Annotated in this window: 15 protein-coding genes and 2 pseudogenes; 13 read left to right on the forward strand and 4 right to left on the reverse strand. The window is 60.4% G+C overall.

Translation table 11 applies throughout. The features are described 5' to 3' along the window. Position 1: 1 nt before the first annotated feature. Complete coding sequence (locus ACZRJ6_RS17990; RefSeq protein WP_463969258.1) at positions 2-2,215, reverse strand: xanthine dehydrogenase family protein molybdopterin-binding subunit; 2,214 nt, start codon at positions 2,213-2,215, stop codon at positions 2-4. Then, positions 2,215-2,679: a 2Fe-2S iron-sulfur cluster-binding protein gene (locus ACZRJ6_RS17995; RefSeq protein WP_133102821.1), complete on the reverse strand. Its 465-nt coding sequence runs from the start codon at positions 2,677-2,679 to the stop codon at positions 2,215-2,217. Before ACZRJ6_RS17995 ends, ACZRJ6_RS17990 begins: the two co-directional genes overlap by 1 nt. Before the next feature lie 118 nt (positions 2,680-2,797). On the opposite strand from ACZRJ6_RS17995, the gene ACZRJ6_RS18000 reads away from it, so the two are divergent. The 10 genes from ACZRJ6_RS18000 to ACZRJ6_RS18045 all read left to right on the forward strand — a co-directional run bounded on the left by ACZRJ6_RS18000 (position 2,798) and on the right by ACZRJ6_RS18045 (position 14,118). After that, a complete protein-coding gene (locus tag ACZRJ6_RS18000; RefSeq protein WP_133102822.1) occupies positions 2,798-3,688 on the forward strand; it encodes a LysR substrate-binding domain-containing protein in 891 nt (296 codons plus the stop codon). Between the two features lie 338 nt (positions 3,689-4,026). Further along, positions 4,027-4,956: an amidohydrolase family protein gene (locus ACZRJ6_RS18005; RefSeq protein WP_090183042.1), complete on the forward strand. Its 930-nt coding sequence runs from the start codon at positions 4,027-4,029 to the stop codon at positions 4,954-4,956. A 4-nt stretch (positions 4,957-4,960) separates the two neighbouring features. After that, positions 4,961-5,866 (forward strand): amidohydrolase family protein, encoded by a 906-nt coding sequence (locus ACZRJ6_RS18010; protein ID WP_133102824.1) that lies wholly within the window; start codon positions 4,961-4,963, stop codon positions 5,864-5,866. A gap of 133 nt (positions 5,867-5,999) precedes the next feature. Next, the gene (locus ACZRJ6_RS18015) at positions 6,000-7,385 is read left to right on the forward strand and encodes a UbiD family decarboxylase (protein WP_463969257.1); all 1,386 of its coding nucleotides are present in this window, start codon (positions 6,000-6,002) and stop codon (positions 7,383-7,385) included. Positions 7,386-7,396: 11 nt separating this feature from the next. After that, positions 7,397-7,993, forward strand: a complete 597-nt coding sequence (locus ACZRJ6_RS18020; protein ID WP_463969589.1) for a UbiX family flavin prenyltransferase — start codon at positions 7,397-7,399, stop codon at positions 7,991-7,993. Beyond that, entirely contained in the window at positions 7,990-9,027 is a 1,038-nt protein-coding gene (locus ACZRJ6_RS18025; RefSeq protein ID WP_133102827.1) for a GTP-binding protein, read from the forward strand. Before ACZRJ6_RS18020 ends, ACZRJ6_RS18025 begins: the two co-directional genes overlap by 4 nt. A 92-nt stretch (positions 9,028-9,119) precedes the next feature. Then, positions 9,120-10,475: a solute carrier family 23 protein gene (locus ACZRJ6_RS18030; RefSeq protein ID WP_133102828.1), complete on the forward strand. Its 1,356-nt coding sequence runs from the start codon at positions 9,120-9,122 to the stop codon at positions 10,473-10,475. 12 nt (positions 10,476-10,487) lie between these two features. Beyond that, on the forward strand, positions 10,488-11,876 hold the full coding sequence (locus ACZRJ6_RS18035; protein ID WP_463969256.1) for an amidohydrolase family protein: 1,389 nt from the start codon (positions 10,488-10,490) through the stop codon (positions 11,874-11,876). A gap of 133 nt (positions 11,877-12,009) precedes the next feature. Beyond that, positions 12,010-13,176, forward strand: a complete 1,167-nt coding sequence (locus ACZRJ6_RS18040; RefSeq protein ID WP_463969255.1) for an XdhC family protein — start codon at positions 12,010-12,012, stop codon at positions 13,174-13,176. A gap of 84 nt (positions 13,177-13,260) precedes the next feature. Further along, a complete protein-coding gene (locus ACZRJ6_RS18045; protein ID WP_463969254.1) occupies positions 13,261-14,118 on the forward strand; it encodes a hypothetical protein in 858 nt (285 codons plus the stop codon). Positions 14,119-14,294: 176 nt separating this feature from the next. Here ACZRJ6_RS18045 and ACZRJ6_RS18050 read toward each other — a convergent pair whose 3' ends face one another. Both ACZRJ6_RS18050 and ACZRJ6_RS18055 read right to left on the reverse strand, forming a co-directional pair. After that, positions 14,295-15,110 (reverse strand): SDR family oxidoreductase, encoded by an 816-nt coding sequence (locus tag ACZRJ6_RS18050; protein ID WP_463969588.1) that lies wholly within the window; start codon positions 15,108-15,110, stop codon positions 14,295-14,297. Positions 15,111-15,236: 126 nt separating this feature from the next. Continuing rightward, a complete protein-coding gene (locus ACZRJ6_RS18055) occupies positions 15,237-15,707 on the reverse strand; it encodes an FAD/FMN-containing dehydrogenase (RefSeq protein ID WP_133102831.1) in 471 nt (156 codons plus the stop codon). A 230-nt stretch (positions 15,708-15,937) separates the two neighbouring features. On the opposite strand from ACZRJ6_RS18055, the pseudogene ACZRJ6_RS18060 reads away from it, so the two are divergent. The 3 genes and pseudogenes from ACZRJ6_RS18060 to ACZRJ6_RS18070 all read left to right on the forward strand — a co-directional run. Beyond that, positions 15,938-16,111 (forward strand): annotated as a pseudogene (locus ACZRJ6_RS18060) (hypothetical protein); the annotation flags it as partial. 432 nt (positions 16,112-16,543) lie between these two features. Continuing rightward, positions 16,544-16,930: pseudogene (locus ACZRJ6_RS18065) on the forward strand (cache domain-containing protein); the annotation flags it as partial. A gap of 162 nt (positions 16,931-17,092) precedes the next feature. Further along, entirely contained in the window at positions 17,093-18,322 is a 1,230-nt protein-coding gene (locus tag ACZRJ6_RS18070; protein WP_463993554.1) for a methyl-accepting chemotaxis protein, read from the forward strand. The last annotated feature ends 24 nt before the right edge of the window (positions 18,323-18,346 follow it).

Below are 18,346 nucleotides of genomic sequence, written 5' to 3' on the forward strand. Positions count from 1 at the left end.
GCTATCCCAGGGTCAGTGGCGTCGAACGCTGGCGCAGACCGGTCAAGCTGAACAGCGCATTGGCGATGGCCGGGGCCACCGACGTGCTGCCCAGTTCACCGACACCTCCAGGTTTGCTCGGCTCGCCGTCCAGTACCAGAATATCTATCGCCGGCATGTCCGACATCCGGGGCACCCGGTAATCATGGAAGTTGCTCTGCACCACCCTGCCCTGTTTGATGTCCATGCGGTCGAACAGCGCGTGGCCGAGGCCCCACATCAAGCCGCCGTAGATCTGCTCTTCGACACCGCCCGGCGACACCGCCAAGCCGCAATCGACCACGCAGGTGAGCTTATCGACCTTGATCACACCGTCTTTTTTCGAAAGTCTGGCGACCACCGCGATGAAGCTGGTGTAACCCTGATTGGTGGCGATCCCCAAGGCTGTTCCTTGCGGCAATGGCTGACCCCAACCGGCACGTTCGGCGGTGTTCTTCAGCACCGCGACGTGCCGGGGCCGGCCTTGCATGTTGGCTAGGCGAAAGGCCAACGGATCCTGTCCCGAGCTGTGTGCCAATTCGTCCATGAAACTTTCGACGGCAAACACATTGGGAATGAAACTCACGGAGCGATACCAACCGCTGGGCACGTTGCTTTCGTGCCTGACCCAGACCAGGTCCAGATTCGCAGGACGATAAGCAAAGTCCCACGCGGTGATAGCCTCGGTAGTGCTGTAGTCCATGTGGTCGGGGCGTTCGAAATAGCCTGGTTCCCACTGTTCCGGCGAAGCCGGTGAGACAGCGTCAAGTTTCAACGCCATGAGTTTGCCCTGAGCATCCAGCGCACCTTTGACTCGATGCAGTGTCGCCGGGTGCATGAACAGCGAACGCATTTCGTCTTCACGGCTGTTCATCAACTTGACTGGCACCTTGGCCTGCTGCGCCAGGTATGCCACTTCGAACAACCAGTACTTGGCCTCCCGCGCCCCGAAGCTGCCACCGGACACCAACTCGTTGATGGTGACCTTGTCCTTGGCGATCTTGCACACCGTTTGCGCAGCTTCCAGCGCCGAGGATGGCACCTGAACGCCGCCCCAGTAGGTGATGGCGTTATTCTTCACCTCGGCGGTAATGCAGATCGGTTCCAGCGGGTTCTGCACCTTGTACGGCATGAGGTAATCGGACTCGAGCAGCTTCGCGGCTTTCGGCCACTGGGCGCTCACGTCACCTGCAACCATCGCGGACACCCGTTGTGCATTTTTGTCGTGGATGGCCGCCGCTTGCGCCGTCGCCAGTTGATCGCTGTCGAAACCGTCCAGGGGTGAATCGCTCCATTGCACCTTGAGCAACGCACGACCCTGTTGGGCGGCCCAGTAGCTGTCTGCGAGCACTGCGACGCCTTCCTGATTGCCGCCGAGCACATCAGCCCTGCCGGGAATCGCGATCACCTTACGCACGCCCGGTACTTGCAACGCCGTACTGGAATCCACCGAGACAACCTTGGCGCCGACCACCGGCGTGCGCTGAATCACCGCCACCAGCATCTCGGGCAATTCCACGTCGATGCTGTACTTGAAGCGCCCGCAAACCTTGGCCGCCGCATCGCGCTTGTGCCGCAGTTTGCCAATGTACTTGAACTGCTCGGGGTCCTTCAGAGTGACCTTGGCCGGTGCTGGCAATTTCGCGGCAACACTCACCAGCTCACCGTAACCCAGGCTGCGTTTGCTGGCGGAGTGCACCACCCGGCCCTCTTCGGTTGTGCAACTGTCGGGACTGACTTTCCATTGCTTGGCCGCCGCAGTGATGAGCAGTGCGCGCGCCGTGGCACCGGCCATCCGCAGGCGATCGTATTCCAGCGAAACACTGGTGCTACCACCCGTCGAGAAGACTTTCCATATCGGGTGAATGTAGGTTTCAAAGAACGGATTTTCCGGCGATATCACCTGCACGGTCATCGGGTTGACGTCCAGTTCCTCGGCCACGCAAGCGGCCAATGCGGTGTGGGTGCCTGTGCCGGAATCGTGTTTGTGCACCACCAGTTTCACCGTGCCGTCGGGCAATACCCGAACCCAGGCGTTGGGCTCGAATTCACCCGCAGGCGCAGGTCCTTTCAGGTCCGTAGCGGCGATACCTGAGGGCAGATAGAACCCAATTGCCAAGCCGCACGCAACAGTGCCAGCCTGCTTGAGAAAGAGACGGCGCGGCAGTTCGATCTGAGTGTCGTCGATAAACGTCATCACGCCTCCTTCGGCGCGGCAGCTGCGCGCTTGATGGCTTTATTGATTCGCCCGTAAGTGCCGCAGCGGCACACGTTGCCGGACATGGCGTTGCGGATCGAGTCATCGGTGACTGTGGCACCGGTGTTGAGCAACGCGGCCGCGGACATGATCTGCCCGGATTGACAGTAACCACATTGAGGGACATCTTCGGCAACCCAGGCCAGTTGCAGCGGATGCTGTTCGGTGGGCGACAAGCCCTCAATGGTGGTGATGCTGTGCCCCGCCACGGCGGCGACCGGCAGTTGGCAGGAACGTACTGCGACACCGTCCAGGTGCACGGTACAGGCACCGCACAGGCCCATGCCGCAACCGAACTTGGTGCCGGTGAGTTTCAAGTGATCACGCAACACCCATAACAAGGGCATGGAGGGCGATGTCTCTACCAGCTCGTGTCGTTCGCCGTTTATCGTGAATTCGATCATTGTCAGGCTCCAAGAGAGCGGCCCGTCTTTGTGCAGGCCTAGTCGCCGATTATTGGGAGTCTGTGGAAAATCGGGCCAGCGACGATTTCTGCCATCGTGTGTAAGTAGGACTAACAGCATGTACAAGCGATACCCGTCGGTGCAGTCCATGAGTGCATTCATCCAGGCCGCGCGCAGCGGAAGCTTCTCCAGTGCCGCGCGCAAACTCGACCTGACTCACAGCGCTATCAGCCAGCAGATCCGCAGCCTGGAAGACTTCGTCGGCCAGCCGCTGTTCGTCCGCGAAGGTGGCGGCAGTAACCTGACCGATGCCGGGCAATTGTTTGCCAGCGTGCTGTCCGACGGCCTGGCGCAGATCGACCGGGCGCTGTCCTCGGTGAAAAACTGCAGGGTCGCGCAGCGGCTGACCCTCGATGTCGACAGTGAATTGGCCCAAAGCTGGCTCAATCCACGGCTACCGGAACTACTCGATTTATTGCCTGACCATGAAGTGGTATTGCTGTCGATGCCGCGCTCGGATCGCAGCTCGTTCGAGCGGGTGGACCTGGCGCTGCGCTACGGGTATGGCGATTGGGAAGACTGCGAGATGACCCAGATCTGCAGTGATCGAGTGACTGCGGTGGCATCCCCGGCGTTGCTTGAGCGCCATGGGCTGCAGGTGCCAATTACGCCGGCGCAGGTGCTGGAATTACCGCTGCTGGGGTATACGCGGCGCTCGTGGATTCCCTGGCTGGATGCAGCAGCAATGGCGCCGACTGAGCCGAATGCGCGGGTGGTTTTCGATAATGCGGCAAACCTGATTGCAGCGGCCGAAGCCGGGGTTGGCGCGGGTCTGGTGCGCGGGTTGCTAGCGGCGGATGCGTTGCGCGCGGGGCGTTTGGTAGAGCTGAACGCGGCGCAAATTCCGGCGCATTACAACCTCTACGCCGTGTGGCCGCCGGGGCAGGCCGAGCGGGTGGCTCCGGTGGTTGAGGTGATCCGCCAGTTGGCTCGGCAAACACTGGACTGACGCCATCGCGAGCAAGCTCGCTCCCACAGAGTTCTCGGGAGTGACTACGATCTGTGCCGTAACAAAAAACCCTGTAGAGCGAGCTTGCTCTCGATGGCGCCGGCACATCCACCACAAAACCCTGCTCCATATCGAACACATATCAACACCCCGCCCAATTAATATTGTACGAACCCCTCCCCCCCTTCCAATACTTCCCCCCAAGCAGCCAGCGTCCCGAGCCGGATGCGACCAGGCGAGGGAATGCGCAGCAGTGCGCATAGAAATGGCCGATTGCCCGGGACGTGGCTGCTGCGAACCGCAAGGTTCCCTTCCCCGCTATCAGGAGATCGACTTCAATGATCATCGATATCAGTTGCTATCCCACCGACCTGGTGGACCTCGCCTGGAGGCATGACGGTGACCCGTTCACCGGCGAGCGTCTGCTGGAGATGATGGATGGCCCGTACATGGTCAACGGCAAACCTCGCCGCATCGACAAAGCCTTCATCCAACCGCCACAAGGCAACACCATCTACACCTGGACCGACGGCGACCTCACCGGGCGCGAGTCCATCGACGCCTACATGGCTTACACGCTGAAGATGGTCCAGACCTACCCGGATCGCTTCATTGGCTGCTTCGTCTACAACCCGCGCTGCGGCGTGGAAAACGGTGTCGAGGCGATTGAGCGTTACGTCAAGGAACACGGTTTCAAGATGGTCCAGATGCAGGCCAACATGCACGCCTATCGCCCGGACCGTGCTCTGGACTGGGTCCGTCCAGCCTTCGAGAAATGCGCCGAGCTGGGCATCCCGGTCAAACTGCACACGGGCGACGGGCCGTACAGCATCCCGTCGGAATGGGTGCCGATGATCAAGGAGTTCCCCAACGTCGATTTCATCATGGCGCACTTCGGGGTGCAGACTGGCGGCGTCTACGTGTTCGAACCGATGCAGTGGGCGATGGAGCTGCCCAACGTCTACTGCGAATCGGGCTGGTGCCTGCAATCGCGGATCGTCGAGTTCGCCAAGGTCCTGCCGACCCACAAAATCCTTTTCGGTACCGACACCCCTCCGAACGAGCCGGGCATGTGGCTGCGCCTGCTGGAAGTGCTCTGTCATGAGCCGCCGCAAGGTCTGAATCTCGACGAGGACACCCTCGAAGAATACCTGGGCAACAACACCGCACGGATGATCGGCCTCGAACCGACCCCGCCGCCACGTTCCGTGTCCGAAGCCGAGGCGCAGTTGAAGCGCCCGGTCACTACCCAACTGGCCAGGAGTTGAACCGATGATTATCGATACCCATCTGCACCCCACCAACCTGGTCGATGAGGCCTGGCGCCACACCGGCGAACCGTTTACCGGCGAGCGCATGCTCAAGCTGATGGACGGCCCGTACATGATCAACGGCAAACCGCGCCGCATCGATATGGGCTTCATCCAGCCGCCACCGGGCAACACCGGTTATCGCGACGGCAACCGGCGGGGCCGCGAAGGCGTGCGCGACTACATGTCATACATCGCCGAGCTGTGCATGAAGTACCCGGATCGGTTCATTGGCAACTTCAATTTCAACCCGCGCTGGGGACCGGAAAACGGTGCGGCAGAGCTGGAGTTTCATATCAAGGAATACGGTTTCAAGATGCTCAAGCTGCACGCCAACATGCACGGCTATCGTCCCGATAGGGCACTGGACTGGCTGCGGCCGGCGATGAAAGTCTGCGCCAAGTACAACATCGTGGTGCTGATCCACACGGGTGACGGTCCCTACACCATCCCGACGATGTTCTACCCGATCATCCGCGAATTCCCGATGGTCAACTTCATCATCGGTCACTTCGGCATCCAGACCGGCGGCAACTACTCGTTCGAAGCATTCTGGATGGCCATGGACACGCCGAACGTGTATTGCGAATCCGGCTGGTGCTTCCAGTCGCGGATCGTCGAGTTCGCCAAGGATCTGCCACGCAACAAGATCGTCTTCGGCACCGACTCGCCGCCGAACGAACCGGGCATGTGGTTGCGCGAACTCGAAGTCCTGTGTTCGCCAGCGCCACAAGGCCTGGGGATTGATGAGGATCACCTTGAGGATTACCTGGGCAACAACATCGCCCGGTTGTGCGGCATCGAACCGACACCACCCCCCAAGGACCTTATCGAGGCGGACATTCGCCTGACCACGACCTACCTCTAAGCGTTTTAAAACCAGAGCACAGCGACTTTACAGGCGTACAGATGACCCGGCGTTCGATCGACCGGCAGGCCAACGGTTTGTCGATCGAACGTCGCCCTCAGCCCTGCGCGCCTGCTTTTTACGAGGTGAAACCATGACCCTCTCTACGCTCGGCGATACCCAGGATTTTCACGATTTTATCGACGCCTATCGCCGGCAGTACCCGGACGATGTGTTGACCGTTCACGAAAAACTTTCCGCCGATCAGGACGTCACCGCCTTGGTCGATGCCCTGGCCACCCAGGGCCTTGACCCGCTGCTGATCTGCGAAAAGGTCGGCCAACTCGGTGTGCCAGTAGCCACCAATGTGTTCGCCTCCCGGACCCGCATCGCGCGGATCTTCGGTGTCACGCCGGCGCAGCTGCACGAAACCTTCCAGGCCCGCGCCAATCATCCGATCGCGCCCCGTTACGTCGAAACCGGTCCGGTACTGGACGAGATCTTCGAAGGCGAAGCCGTGGACCTGGCGCTGTTGCCAATGCTCAAGCACTTCGACAGTGACCGTGGCCCGTACATTACCAACGCGATCATCATCGCCGAAGACCCGGTCACCGGAATTGCCAACATGAGCTATCACCGCTCAATGCGCCATGCCCGGCAGACCCTCGCCACCAGCCTGCATTCGCGCGGTCACTTGTGGCGCATGCTGCAAACCGCTCGCGAGCGCGGTGAAGAATTGCGCGTGGCCATGGTGGTCGGCGCCCATCCGCTGTTTATGCTTGCCGCAGCAGCACGTTTGCCGTTCGGCAGCGATGAACGCGCAGTGGCAGGTGGCCTGTTTGGTGCCCCATTGGAACTGGTCAAGACCCCGCTTTATGACATCGGCGTACCGGCCTATGCCGAGTTTGTACTGGAAGGCGCCATCGATCCGGCGGCCTATGCCGAGGAAGGTCCGTTCGGCGAGTTCAGCGGCTATTCCTCAGACCGTTCAACCAATAACGTGCTGCGGGTCGACACCCTCATGCGGCGCAAGGACGCTTGGCTGGTGGACGTGGTCGGCGGACGGTACGCCGAACACCTGACCCTGGCGCGCCTGCCACGGGAAGCGGAAATGAGCGAGAAACTCAAGGCACGCTTCCCCGCCGTCACCGCCGTGCACTACCCCAACTCCGGCACGCACTTTCATTGCTACGTGGCGCTGGATCAAAGCCGCGACGGCGAGGCGCGGCAGATCATGCTCGCCCTGCTCGGCTGGGACCCGTACCTGAAAACCGTGATCGCGGTGGACAGTGATATTGACATCAGCGACGACAGCCAGGTGCTGTGGGCATTGGCCACGCACTTTCAGCCGCATCAGGATATTTTCGTCATCGACGGTTTGCCCGGCAGTCCGCTGGACCCATCGTCCTCGGTCAACGGCACCACCTCGCGAATGGGCCTGGACGCAACACGCGGTTCAGGCTTCGACGGGATCAAGGCGCAGCTGAATCAGGACGTGGTCGAGCGTGCCCGCACTCTGCTCAAAGGCTATCAATCGTGAACCGCCAGCGCATGGTGGTCGGCATCAGCGGCGCGTCGGGGTTCATCTACGGCGCGCGCCTGCTGGAGTTGCTGGCTGAACTGAACATCGAAAGCCACCTGATCATCAGCCGGGCCGCGCTGCTGACCATGGCCCATGAAACCGACTACAAACTGGCGGACGTCACCGCGCTGGCCAGCCACTACCACCGGGCCGACGACGTGGCTGCTGGGATCGCCAGCGGTTCGTTTCGCTGCCTGGGCATGGTGGTCGCGCCGTGCTCCATGCGCACGTTGGCGGAGATTGCCACCGGCTCCTCCTCGGGACTGATCGGCCGCGCTGCCGACGTCACATTGAAAGAACGCCGGACCCTGGTGTTGATGGCCCGGGAAACGCCGCTGACCCTCGCCCACCTGCGCAACATGACCGCCGTCACCGAAATGGGCGGGATCATCGCCTCACCGGTGCCGGCCTTCTACGCCCGTCCGCAAAACCTTTCGCAAATGGTCGATCACAGCCTCGGCCGTGTCCTCGACCTGTTCGGCCTCGACGCCGGGACCGCGCTGCGCTGGGGTGAACCCGGCCCATCGGCCACTGGCCATTTCGCAACAACAAAGGAGCTCGCATGAACAGCCCATTCAACGCCCCTACCCCGAACCGCAAAATTCCCGTGACCATCCTTACCGGCTTCCTCGGCGCCGGCAAAACAACCCTGCTGAACTACATCCTCAGGGAAAACCACGGCCGCAAGATTGCCGTGATCGAAAACGAATTCGGCGAAGTCGGCATCGACGGCGACCTGGTGCTCAGCTCTGAGACCGAAGAGATCTACGAGATGGTCAACGGCTGCGTGTGCTGCACAGCCGAGGTTCGAGAGGACCTGGTGCGCATCGTCCGCGAACTGGTGGCGCGTCCGGTGCGGCTGGATCACATCTTGATCGAGACCAGTGGTTTGGCCGATCCGTACCCGGTGGCGCAGAGCTTCTTTATCAACGACCCGATTGCAGATGAAGTCGAACTGGACGCCATCGTGACCATGGTCGACGCCAAGCACATCGCCCAGCATCTGGAGGATTTGCAGCTGGATGGCGTGGACAACCAGGCAGTAGATCAGATCGTCTGCGCCGACCGCATTGTGATCAATAAGGTCGATCTGGTGAGCGAGGACGACGTGGCAGCGCTGCGCGGCAAGATTCGTGGGTTAAACGCCACGGCGGATCTGGTGACCTCCAGCTACGCCGAGATCGACCTGTCGAAGATTCTCGGCATCGGTGCGTTCGAGTCGACGCAAAAGCTGATGGAGATCGGCTCTGAGCACGATCACCACGCCGACGAACACCACCATGATTTGGATCATGATCATGATCCGAGCGTATCGTCAGTCGGTATCGCCGTGGACGGCGCCGTGAATCTGCTCGCCTTCCACCAATGGATCAGCGAGTTGCGCAATGAGCAGGCCGACAACCTCTACCGCATGAAAGGTGTGCTGGCCGTCGCGGATCAGGATCAGCGTTACGTGCTGCAGGGCGTTCACAGCCTGGTTGAGTTCCGTGCCTCCACCTCATGGGGCACGGAACCACGCTCAAGCAAGATTGTGTTCATCGGCCGCGACCTGGACCGCGCTGCGTTGAACCAAGGCTTTGCCGCCTGCCTGGCAGGCTGAAAGAACGGCATCGGAGCCGGTGGATGGCGGCTCCGGGCACACAGAACGAATACCCCTCTCTACAGCATAAAAACAGCAAGAGGTGATTCTCCATGTCGTCAGCCACTACCCCTTCCACCGTCCACCCAGTCGACCAGATTCTGCCGGTCCGCCAAATGCTCACCCTTGGCCTGCAACACATGGCCGTCTCATACATCGGCGCCATCGCCGTGCCGTTGATTGTCGCCAGCGCCCTGAAAATGTCCCAGGCCGACACCGTGGTGCTGATCAGCACCACGCTGTTCTGCTCCGGCATCGCCACGCTTTTACAAACCGTCGGCTTCTGGAAATTCGGCGTGCGTTTGCCGATCTTGCAGGGCGTGGCGTTCAGCAGTGTCGGCCCGGTCATCGCCATCGGCACCAACCCGGAGGTGGGGTTCGCCGGGGTCTGCGGGGCGGTGATCGGCGCGGGGATCTTTACGATGCTCGTCGCGCCGTTCGTGGGCCGATTGCGCCGGTACTTTCCGCCGGTGGTCACCGGCTGCATTGTCACGGTGATCGGTTTGCAGCTGTTCCCAATTGCCTATGAGTGGATCGGTGGTGGCCGCAACGCTAGTGATTTTGGGGCCCCGGCGTACCTTGCCGTCGCCGCCGTGGTGCTTTCGACCATTCTGTTGGTCAACCGCTATGGTGGGCCGATGATGCGCAACATGGCGGTGCTGATCGGGATGCTGGTGGGTGCGGGACTGGCTTACGGTCTGGGCATGGGCAGTTTTCACAGCGTGCAGGACGCGCCCTGGCTCACCGTGCCCTACCCGTTCTACTTCGGCCTGCCGACCTTCAGCCTGATCCCGATTGCGACCATCGTGGTGGTGATGATCGTGCAGATGGTCGAGTCCATGGGGCTGTTCGTGGCCATCGGCGACATCGTCGACAAACCGGTGGAAGAAAAACAGGTGATCAATGGCCTGCGCGCCAATGGCCTGGCGAGCACCATCGCCGGGATGTTCGCCGCGTTTCCGTTCATTGCCTTCATGGAGAACGTCGGGCTGGTGATTTTGACCGGCGTGCGCAGTCGCTGGGTAGTGGCGATCAGTGGTTTGCTGATGTGTTCCGTGGCGCTGGTGCCAAAGGCCGGGGCGATCATCGCGTCGATGCCGACCGCCGCCCTCGGGGGTGCCGGGATTGCCATGTTCGGCGTGGTCGCCGCAGCGGGCATTCAGACCCTTGCCAAAGTCGATTACGAGCGCAACCGCTTCAACGTGTTGATCGTCGGTTTCACCATCGCCGCCGCCTTGGTGCCGGTGCTGGCGCCTGCCCTGTTCAAGCAAATGCCCGACTGGTCCCAGCCGTTCCTGCACAGCAGCGTGGTGATTGCCTGCCTGGTGTCGGTGCTGCTCAACGCGGCGCTCAACGGCGTCAGCGTTCCCGACAGCGCAGCCTCCAAGCCTGCGCCCCACAGCCTCTGACCGGAGAAGCACATGACTCAACTTCAAAACATTCTGATCAAAAACCCGGTGGCGGTGATGACCGGCTTGCGAGGCCCGCGTGCCCGGGCAGGCAACGTGGACATTCGCATCGTCAACGGTCGCATTGCTGAAATGGCTACGGACTTGGTGGCACAACCCGGTGAACGGGTGATAGATGCCCGTCACTCAGTGGTCTACCCAGGCTGGATCAACACCCACCACCACCTGTTTCAGAACCTGCTTAAAGCCGTGCCCGAAGGTTTGAATCAAGACTTGCAAGGCTGGCTGGCCAGCGTGCCCTACCCGCGCCTCAACCGTTTTACACCACAACTGGCGCAGATCGCCGCGCGATTAGGCATGGCCGAGTTGCTGTTGTCGGGGGTAACGACCTGCGCCGATCACCATTACCTCTATCACGCCAACGGCACAACGGAGACCGGTGACCTGCTGTTCGACACGGCTGACGCGTTCGGGATGCGTTTTGTGCTGTGCCGGGGCGGCGCACTGGAGTCCGCCAGCGCTCATCCGGGATTCTCGAAAACGGTGCTGCAACCGGAGACGCTTGAGCAGATGGTCGGTGACATCGAACGGCTCAAATCGCTGTACCACCAGGACACTCCGGACGCGATGCGTCGAGTGGTGGTGGCGCCGACGACGCCGACGTTCTCGCTGCCGCCCACCTTGCTGCGCGAGCTTGCGCACACCGCTCGCGGCCTCGGATTGCGCTTGCACACGCACCTTTCGGAGACGCAGAACTACGTCAACTTTTGTCGCGAGAAATACAACTGCCTCCCGGTGGAATTCGTCGCCGAACACGAATGGCTCGGCCCCGACGTCTGGTTCGCCCACGCGGTGCATTTGCAGCCGGGGGAAATCCGCATGCTCGCGCAAACCGGCACCGGCATTTCTCATTGCCCGGTGAGCAACGCACGGCTGGGCAGCGGCGTCGCGCCGGTACCACAAATGTATGAGGCCGGGGTGCCGATATCGCTTGGGGTGGATGGCGTGGCATCGAACGAATCCGGAAGTATGGTCGGTGAGGCGCACACGGCGTGGTTAATTCATCGGGCCGAACAAGGCGCTTCAGCGACCACCGCCGAAGATGTGATTCATTGGGGCTCGGCCGGCGGCGCGCAAGTGTTGGGGCTGGGTTCGGTAGGAACGCTGGAAGTTGGCCAGGCTGCGGATCTGGTGATCTATGGCCTCGATCATCCACGGTTCTTCGGCTTTCACGATATCGCGCTGGCGCCGGTCGTCGCGGGTGAGCCGATTGCCGTGCGGTACAGCATGGTCGGGGGGCGGCTGGTGGTCGACGACGGCGTGATTCCGGGGCTGGATCTGGAGCGCATGCGCGCTGAAGCGTGGGAAGGGGTGCAGCAGTTAATGCATGTCGTCGACTGATCTAACGGCAACAACCTCCCCTGTTGGAGCTGGCTTGCCAGCGATGACGGCCTGAAGGAAAGTGCCAGGTTCAAAGGCCCCCTCAGTAAGCCGGCTCCTACAGGTCCCGCACCAACCTTCGGGATAACACACCATGTCCGGCCTCAACGACCTCCTCCAAGCCATTGAAACCTGCGCCCGGCAAGGCGAAGAAACCGTCCTCGCCACCGTGGTCAAGGTCGAAGGTTCCGCCTACCGCCGCCCCGGCGCACGCATGCTCATCCCCCTCCACGGCCGAACCATCGGCACCGTCAGCGGCGGATGCCTGGAACAGGACCTGGCCAAAAAGGCCTGGTGGCTAACCGACTCCGGCGAGCCTGTGGTGCGCCGCTACAGCACCGGCGCCACCGAAGATGAAGACGACGACCAAAGCGCCCTGACCTTCGGCCTCGGCTGCAACGGCACGGTTTTCGTCATGCTCGAACGCCTGCGCGCGAAGACCCCGTCATTGGCCATCGAACTGTTGCGACAGGTGCGTGACAGTCTGCAACCCGCGGCCATGGCGACCATCATTGCCACGTCTCGCCACACGTCAGTGCGGGTCGGTGATCGGGTGGTGTCGCACTCAAGCCCCGCGCTGCGCAATCGCGCACTCGACAGAAGCATCCGCAAAGACCTGCGCCAAACACTCACCGAGAAAAAATCATCTCTGCGGCTCTACACCGATGCCCGTGGAGAAGTCGAAGTGTTCTTCGAATACGTGGCTCCGCCCCCGCGCCTGGTGATCTTCGGCGCCGGTCACGACGCCCAGCCACTGGTGCGCATGAGCAAACTGCTGGGCTGGCACGTCAGTGTGATCGACAGCCGCAGCCACTTTGCCCGCCCTGAACGCTTTCCGCAGGCCGATGCGGTCATCGTCGCGAACCTCGACGCCTCCATCGTCCTCGGACCGTTGATCGAGGGGGCCGCAGTGGCCGTCATGACTCACAGCTACCGCCAGGACCGACACTGGCTCGGCCAATTGCTGCAAGGCGCACCGGCCTACATCGGCCAACTCGGCCCCCGCGAGCGGACCGATCGCTTGTTGACCGACATTCGCCAACATAGTCCTGCCCTGAATGCATTGCTACAGCTGCACTACCCAATGGGGCTGGACCTTGGTGGCGATGCGCCCGAAAGCGTCGCGCTCTCGATTCTGGCGGAGATGACGGCGGCGTTGAATCTGCGTAACGGCGGGATGCTCAAGCATCGGAGCAAACCGATTCATTACGTGGATTTGCTGGTGTGTGAAAAGTTGGAGGCAGCGGCAGCGGTCGATTGAGCTGGTTTCAAACGGCGACAGTTTCTCGGCACCGATAAAAAAGTCCCTCAAGCCGAAGTGGACGACTACTCAAGGAAATGAAAGATGCAGAACCGCACGTTTCTCGTTCGGCAGACCTTTGCCATCAGTACTTTGTTATTGACGACGGCCACTTCATTGCAAGCTGCCGACTGGAGCGATAACTCAATCAGTTACTGGTATGGCACCCACTTCGCTGAGCCGGGCATCGATGGCCCGATCGCCAAGCACATCGTTGAGTTCACTCACGTTGACGGATACAAATACGGCAGCAACTTCCTCGACGTGCAGGTGTTGTTTTCCGGTAAAGACGATCCAGCCGACGGCGGCGGCGACGGTGCTACCGAGGTGTATGCGATATATCGCCATCAACTTTCACTGAGTAAAATATCCGGCCAGGATTTCAAGTGGGGACCCATTCGGGACTGGTCACTTTCGGGTGGCGTCGACTGGAACACCAAAAACACTGCCTTCGCGCCGGCAAAACGCATGCTCGTCATCGGCCCGACTATCAACTTCAACGTGACAGGTTTTTGGGACTTCAGTGTGATGTACCGCTCCGAGCGCAACCACAACGGCTTGCCGTTCGCCCAGGAGCACGATATTCGCTTCAACAACACGTACTACCTGGAAACCGCCTGGGAGATTCCATTCCAGCTCGGCTCAGCACCGCTCAAGTTCAAGGGCTTTGCCAACTTCATCCCGCCCAAGGGCAAGGACGGCTTCGGTAACGACACCGTGAGCGAAACGCTCGTGCACGCCACTTTACTTGTGGACGTGGGCGAGCTCACTTTCGGCAAGAAAGATACTTTCTTTGCCGGGGTGGGTTACGAATACTGGAAGAACAAGTTCGGTAACAACTCAGCCAACACACCTGGCACCGAGGCCAATACGCCGTTTCTGAATCTGGAATGGCATCTGTAATGCTCCAATCAGAAGGCGCACCGCCTTACACGGACAGTTGCATTGAGCTTACCGACTCCATGGATAATACTTTGTGAGCCCTATGCCGGATTCGCTGATTAGTGGACTGCAAGGGTATTCAAATTACTTTAGGCTGACGACCAAGCCGCACGGGGCACTAGTAGCCTGGCTGTTATTCAATCCACGAACAGATCCGACATCAGATTGTCAGTGGTATCTAGGGCGAACCTATAGTGTTCAAACTCGGTGACGCCGGTTTCTCGTAGTATTTCCTCATCAATCAACAAGCGTCCGGTTATCCTGCGGTCGTTGCTGGTAAGAATTGTGTGAGCGGCATCCGCCATGATTGCTGGTGTTCGGGCATACTTGAACGCTTCGCGTGCCCCCAACTGAAACTCGATCGCAGCAGTGGCAATCATGGTCTGTGGCCACAGTGAGTTAACACTGATGCCATGGGCCTTAAATTCCTCGCTCATTCCCAACGTCAACATGCTCATGCCGTATTTGGTCACGGTGTAGGGGCTGTATTGGGCAAACCATTTGGTGGAGAGGTTAAGCGGTGGCGAAAGATTGAGAATGTGCCCGCCGGACTTTTTCAGATACGCAAGCGCCGCTTGGCTGCACAGCAGCACGGCACGGGTGTTGATCTGATGCATGAGGTCGAAACGCTTGAGTTCGATGTGCTGAACCCCAGTCAGCTTGATCGCGCCTGCATTATTGATCAGTCCGTCGATGCCACCGAAGTGCTCGGCAGCAAGGGCAAGTGCCTCGCGCACGTTGGTCTCATCGCGCACATCCACTTGCAGGGCGAGCGCCCGGCCTCCTGCTGCTTCGACTTCCTGGGCGACACTGTAGATGGTGCCGGGCAGTTTGGGATGAGGCTCAGCACTTTTGGCGGCAATAACAATATTGGCACCGTCACGCGCAGCCCTTAAAGCAATCTCACGGCCTATCCCACGGCTCGCGCCCGTTATTATGGCCGTTTTTTTCATATGATCGCCTTGAGGCTGTTGTTTAGCCATTTAACCTGCTCAAAATCTACTACCGGGTGCTTGCCAAAAGCATTCCTTTGGACCTTATCCCCCTACACCTATTGCCCCAAGGACAGATCATCGAAATCATTGAGCTGGCAACTTTTCCAACGCTGAACGCAGTTCATCAGCATTGGTAAACTCCTGCTGGGCCACCAGGATTCCGTTATCCAGTTGCAGCCACAGCACCTTATCTTCTGCACCTGGGTAATTAACCGCGACACTACCATCGCGGTCGAGGACGACACGGTAGCTATAATTACGCATGGCCGGGATCGCGATAAATTTTCCGATCAACGAAGGCATACGCTGCACATCAGCGAGAAAGGCGACATTGCGTGCTTCCAGATAGCCTTTGGGTTGATCTTCCAACGCGGCCTTTACCAACTTGGAGCCGTCCATATTTCGAGCTACCAGCAAGACGTGGGTTTTCGCGTCCAGGGTATAGGGTTGGTCGTGCTGATCTTGTAAGGTCCAGGGTGTCAGGCGTTCACCCATATTGGCCGCCAAGGCCTGCATGGACAGCGCACTCAATAGCAGCACAAGTACAATTCTCACCGTTTAATACCTCTTGTTTCAGGTTGTATATTCGAGTCGTGTTTAGCCTGATAGGCGCCAGGCATAAGAGAGGGCATGGTATCTGCGCAAACGGGATAACGACACTTGCATTGTTACAGGTCGTGTCGAGGACATGTTTGGCCCAGAGTTTTCGACGAACTAAGAGGGTTTTCATCTGTGTCGTACCGTGGAAAAAACACAGCATGGCGCAGGTCAAGGGGACGTTATAGGTGGCTGAACTGGAGGTTACGTTGCGCGTAGGTAACGAGTTCGAAGGGAAGACCGAGTTGTTCACCCACGAGGCCAACACGTTAAGCACGCTTCAGGCTGAACTGGACGCGACGAAGACGGCACGGAAAAAATACAGGTTCATTGAGGTCGTTTCGGTCAAGCCTGCGAAGTAGAGATAAATATCCTACGCGATCGGGCCACCGATCAGCGGCCGCAAGGGTATCCATCAACTGGCCTCAAATTGGCGGACACGGCGGCTTGATGACCGTTCAAAGGTGCAGTTTATTGGGCCGGCGCCCTCATGATCCCTGGCAAGGCGCCGATAGCCCAGATGATACTGTGTTTGCCGTTCGCCTAGGGCGCCGGTTCTCTTACTCCTCAAGGAGACGGCCATGCGCCTGCTGCCTGTAAAAATCATGCCGCGCTTCAGCTTGGCGATGGGCGCCATCGTGCTGGTCACCGCCGGCTCCATCTACGCGGTGATGGTGCTCAGTGGCGAGCCCAAGCTGATCGCGTCGAATACCCAGAGCGCCCAGCAATCGGCGGTGGCCATCGCGCGCCAGTTGAGCATCAAGCTAGCCGAAATCGACGGACGGGTGGGTGCCATGGCCAGCCTCGGCGCGACCCTGCCCAACGACGTGGAACTGATCAAGCCGAGCCTTGCGCGCATCATCGACTCCCAGGGCGACGCGGCGGTGGCCGGTGGTGGCCTCTGGCCCGAGCCGAATGCCTTCACTCCCGGTGTCGAAAGACGGAGCTTCTACTGGGCGCGCAACCAGAGCAGCCTGGGCTACTCCGAGGAATACAACGCGCCACAGGCTGAGGCCTACCATGCAGCCGACTGGTACGCCCAGGGGAAGACCGGCAAAGATGGCCACTGCAACTGGTCGGACGCCTATGAGGACCCGGTCAGCAAGATCCTGATGACCACCTGCAGCATCGGCTACACCCGCGATCAGCGCTTCGCCGGGGTCGCCACCATCGACCTGACCCTCATCGGCCTGGCAGACTTTCTCAAGGCAAACGGCAACGTGACCGGCGGCTATGCCTTCGCCCTAGACGCCTCAGGCAAGGTGCTCTATTTCCCAGTCGGCCAAGGTCAGGCTGTAGCCGACGAAACCGGCTTGCTGAACAGCGCGCCATGGTTCAACAGCGTGACGCAATGGCGCAAGACCGGCCAGCAGCAGGCGCATACCTTCGCCATTGAGGACGACAGCCGACTCGGCTCGGCCGGCTACGTCAGCCTGACGGGCATCAACGCCAGTGGCTGGGTGATTGGCCTAGTCACGCCGAAAGCACAGATGACCGCGATCGCCAGCCGCCTGACCATCGACATCCTCACTACCCTGGTACCAGTGCTGCTGCTTATTTTCGGCTTGGCATGGCTAGCGGGGCGCACGTTGCTAAGGCAGATCGACGAAACCACTCTGCAAATCAACCGTCTGGGCGAGCAGCAAGGTGCCGGCGCGGCCGAGCTGGAGATTCTGCGTGCGGATGAAATCGGCCTGCTGCGCGGCGCGGTCAACCGCTACGCCGGCAGCCTCCGGCTGATGCTACGCACAATTGCCGATGAGTCCTCGAAGCTGCTGCGCCAAGCCGACGACGTTGCGCGGTTGTCGGTAGTCATGACCGAGCGGGCGGAGACCCAGCGCCTGGACAACACCTTGCTCGCCACCGCTGTAACGGAAATGTCGTCGAGTGCCCAGGAGGTCGCACACACCACCAGCGACTGTTCCAACACTGCCGAAAAATCCCTTGGCACAGCGCGCGAAAGCCAGGGCCACGTGACCCAGAACAGCCAGGCCATCGTCTCCCTGAGCAGCGACATCGGCAGCGTGGCCACCGCGATCACCCGCCTCGGCCAGGATATCGAAGGGGTTAGCGGAGTACTCGACGTAATCAAGTCGATCTCCGCGCAGACCAACCTGCTCGCGCTCAATGCCGCCATCGAGGCCGCCCGGGCCGGCGAACAGGGCCGCGGCTTCGCCGTGGTGGCCGACGAGGTGCGCACCCTGGCTGGACGCACCCAGGTTTCGGCGGACGAAATCCAACAGATGATCGCCGAATTGCGCCAGGCTTCGGTCACCGCCGTCAGCACCATGCTCGCCGGCCAGGAGCGTACCCGTTCGGTGGTAGCCCAGGCCGATCTGCTGGCGACCTCGCTGGGCACCACGGTGCTCGGCTTCGACGATATCGTTCAGCGCACGCAGCAGATTGCCGTGGCGGCCCAGGAACAGAGCCATGTGACTCAGGAAATCAATGAGCTGGCCGTGCGCATCCATACCGCCAGCGAGGAAGGCGCCCGCGACGCGGCCAGCCTAAGCACCCTCAGCCAGGGCATGCAGGCATTGTCGCAGCGCCTGGGCGGCATGAGCCGTCAGTGATATGAGCGCATGAACCGCCCGTGT

The organism is Pseudomonas sp. C321 (assembly GCF_055407105.1).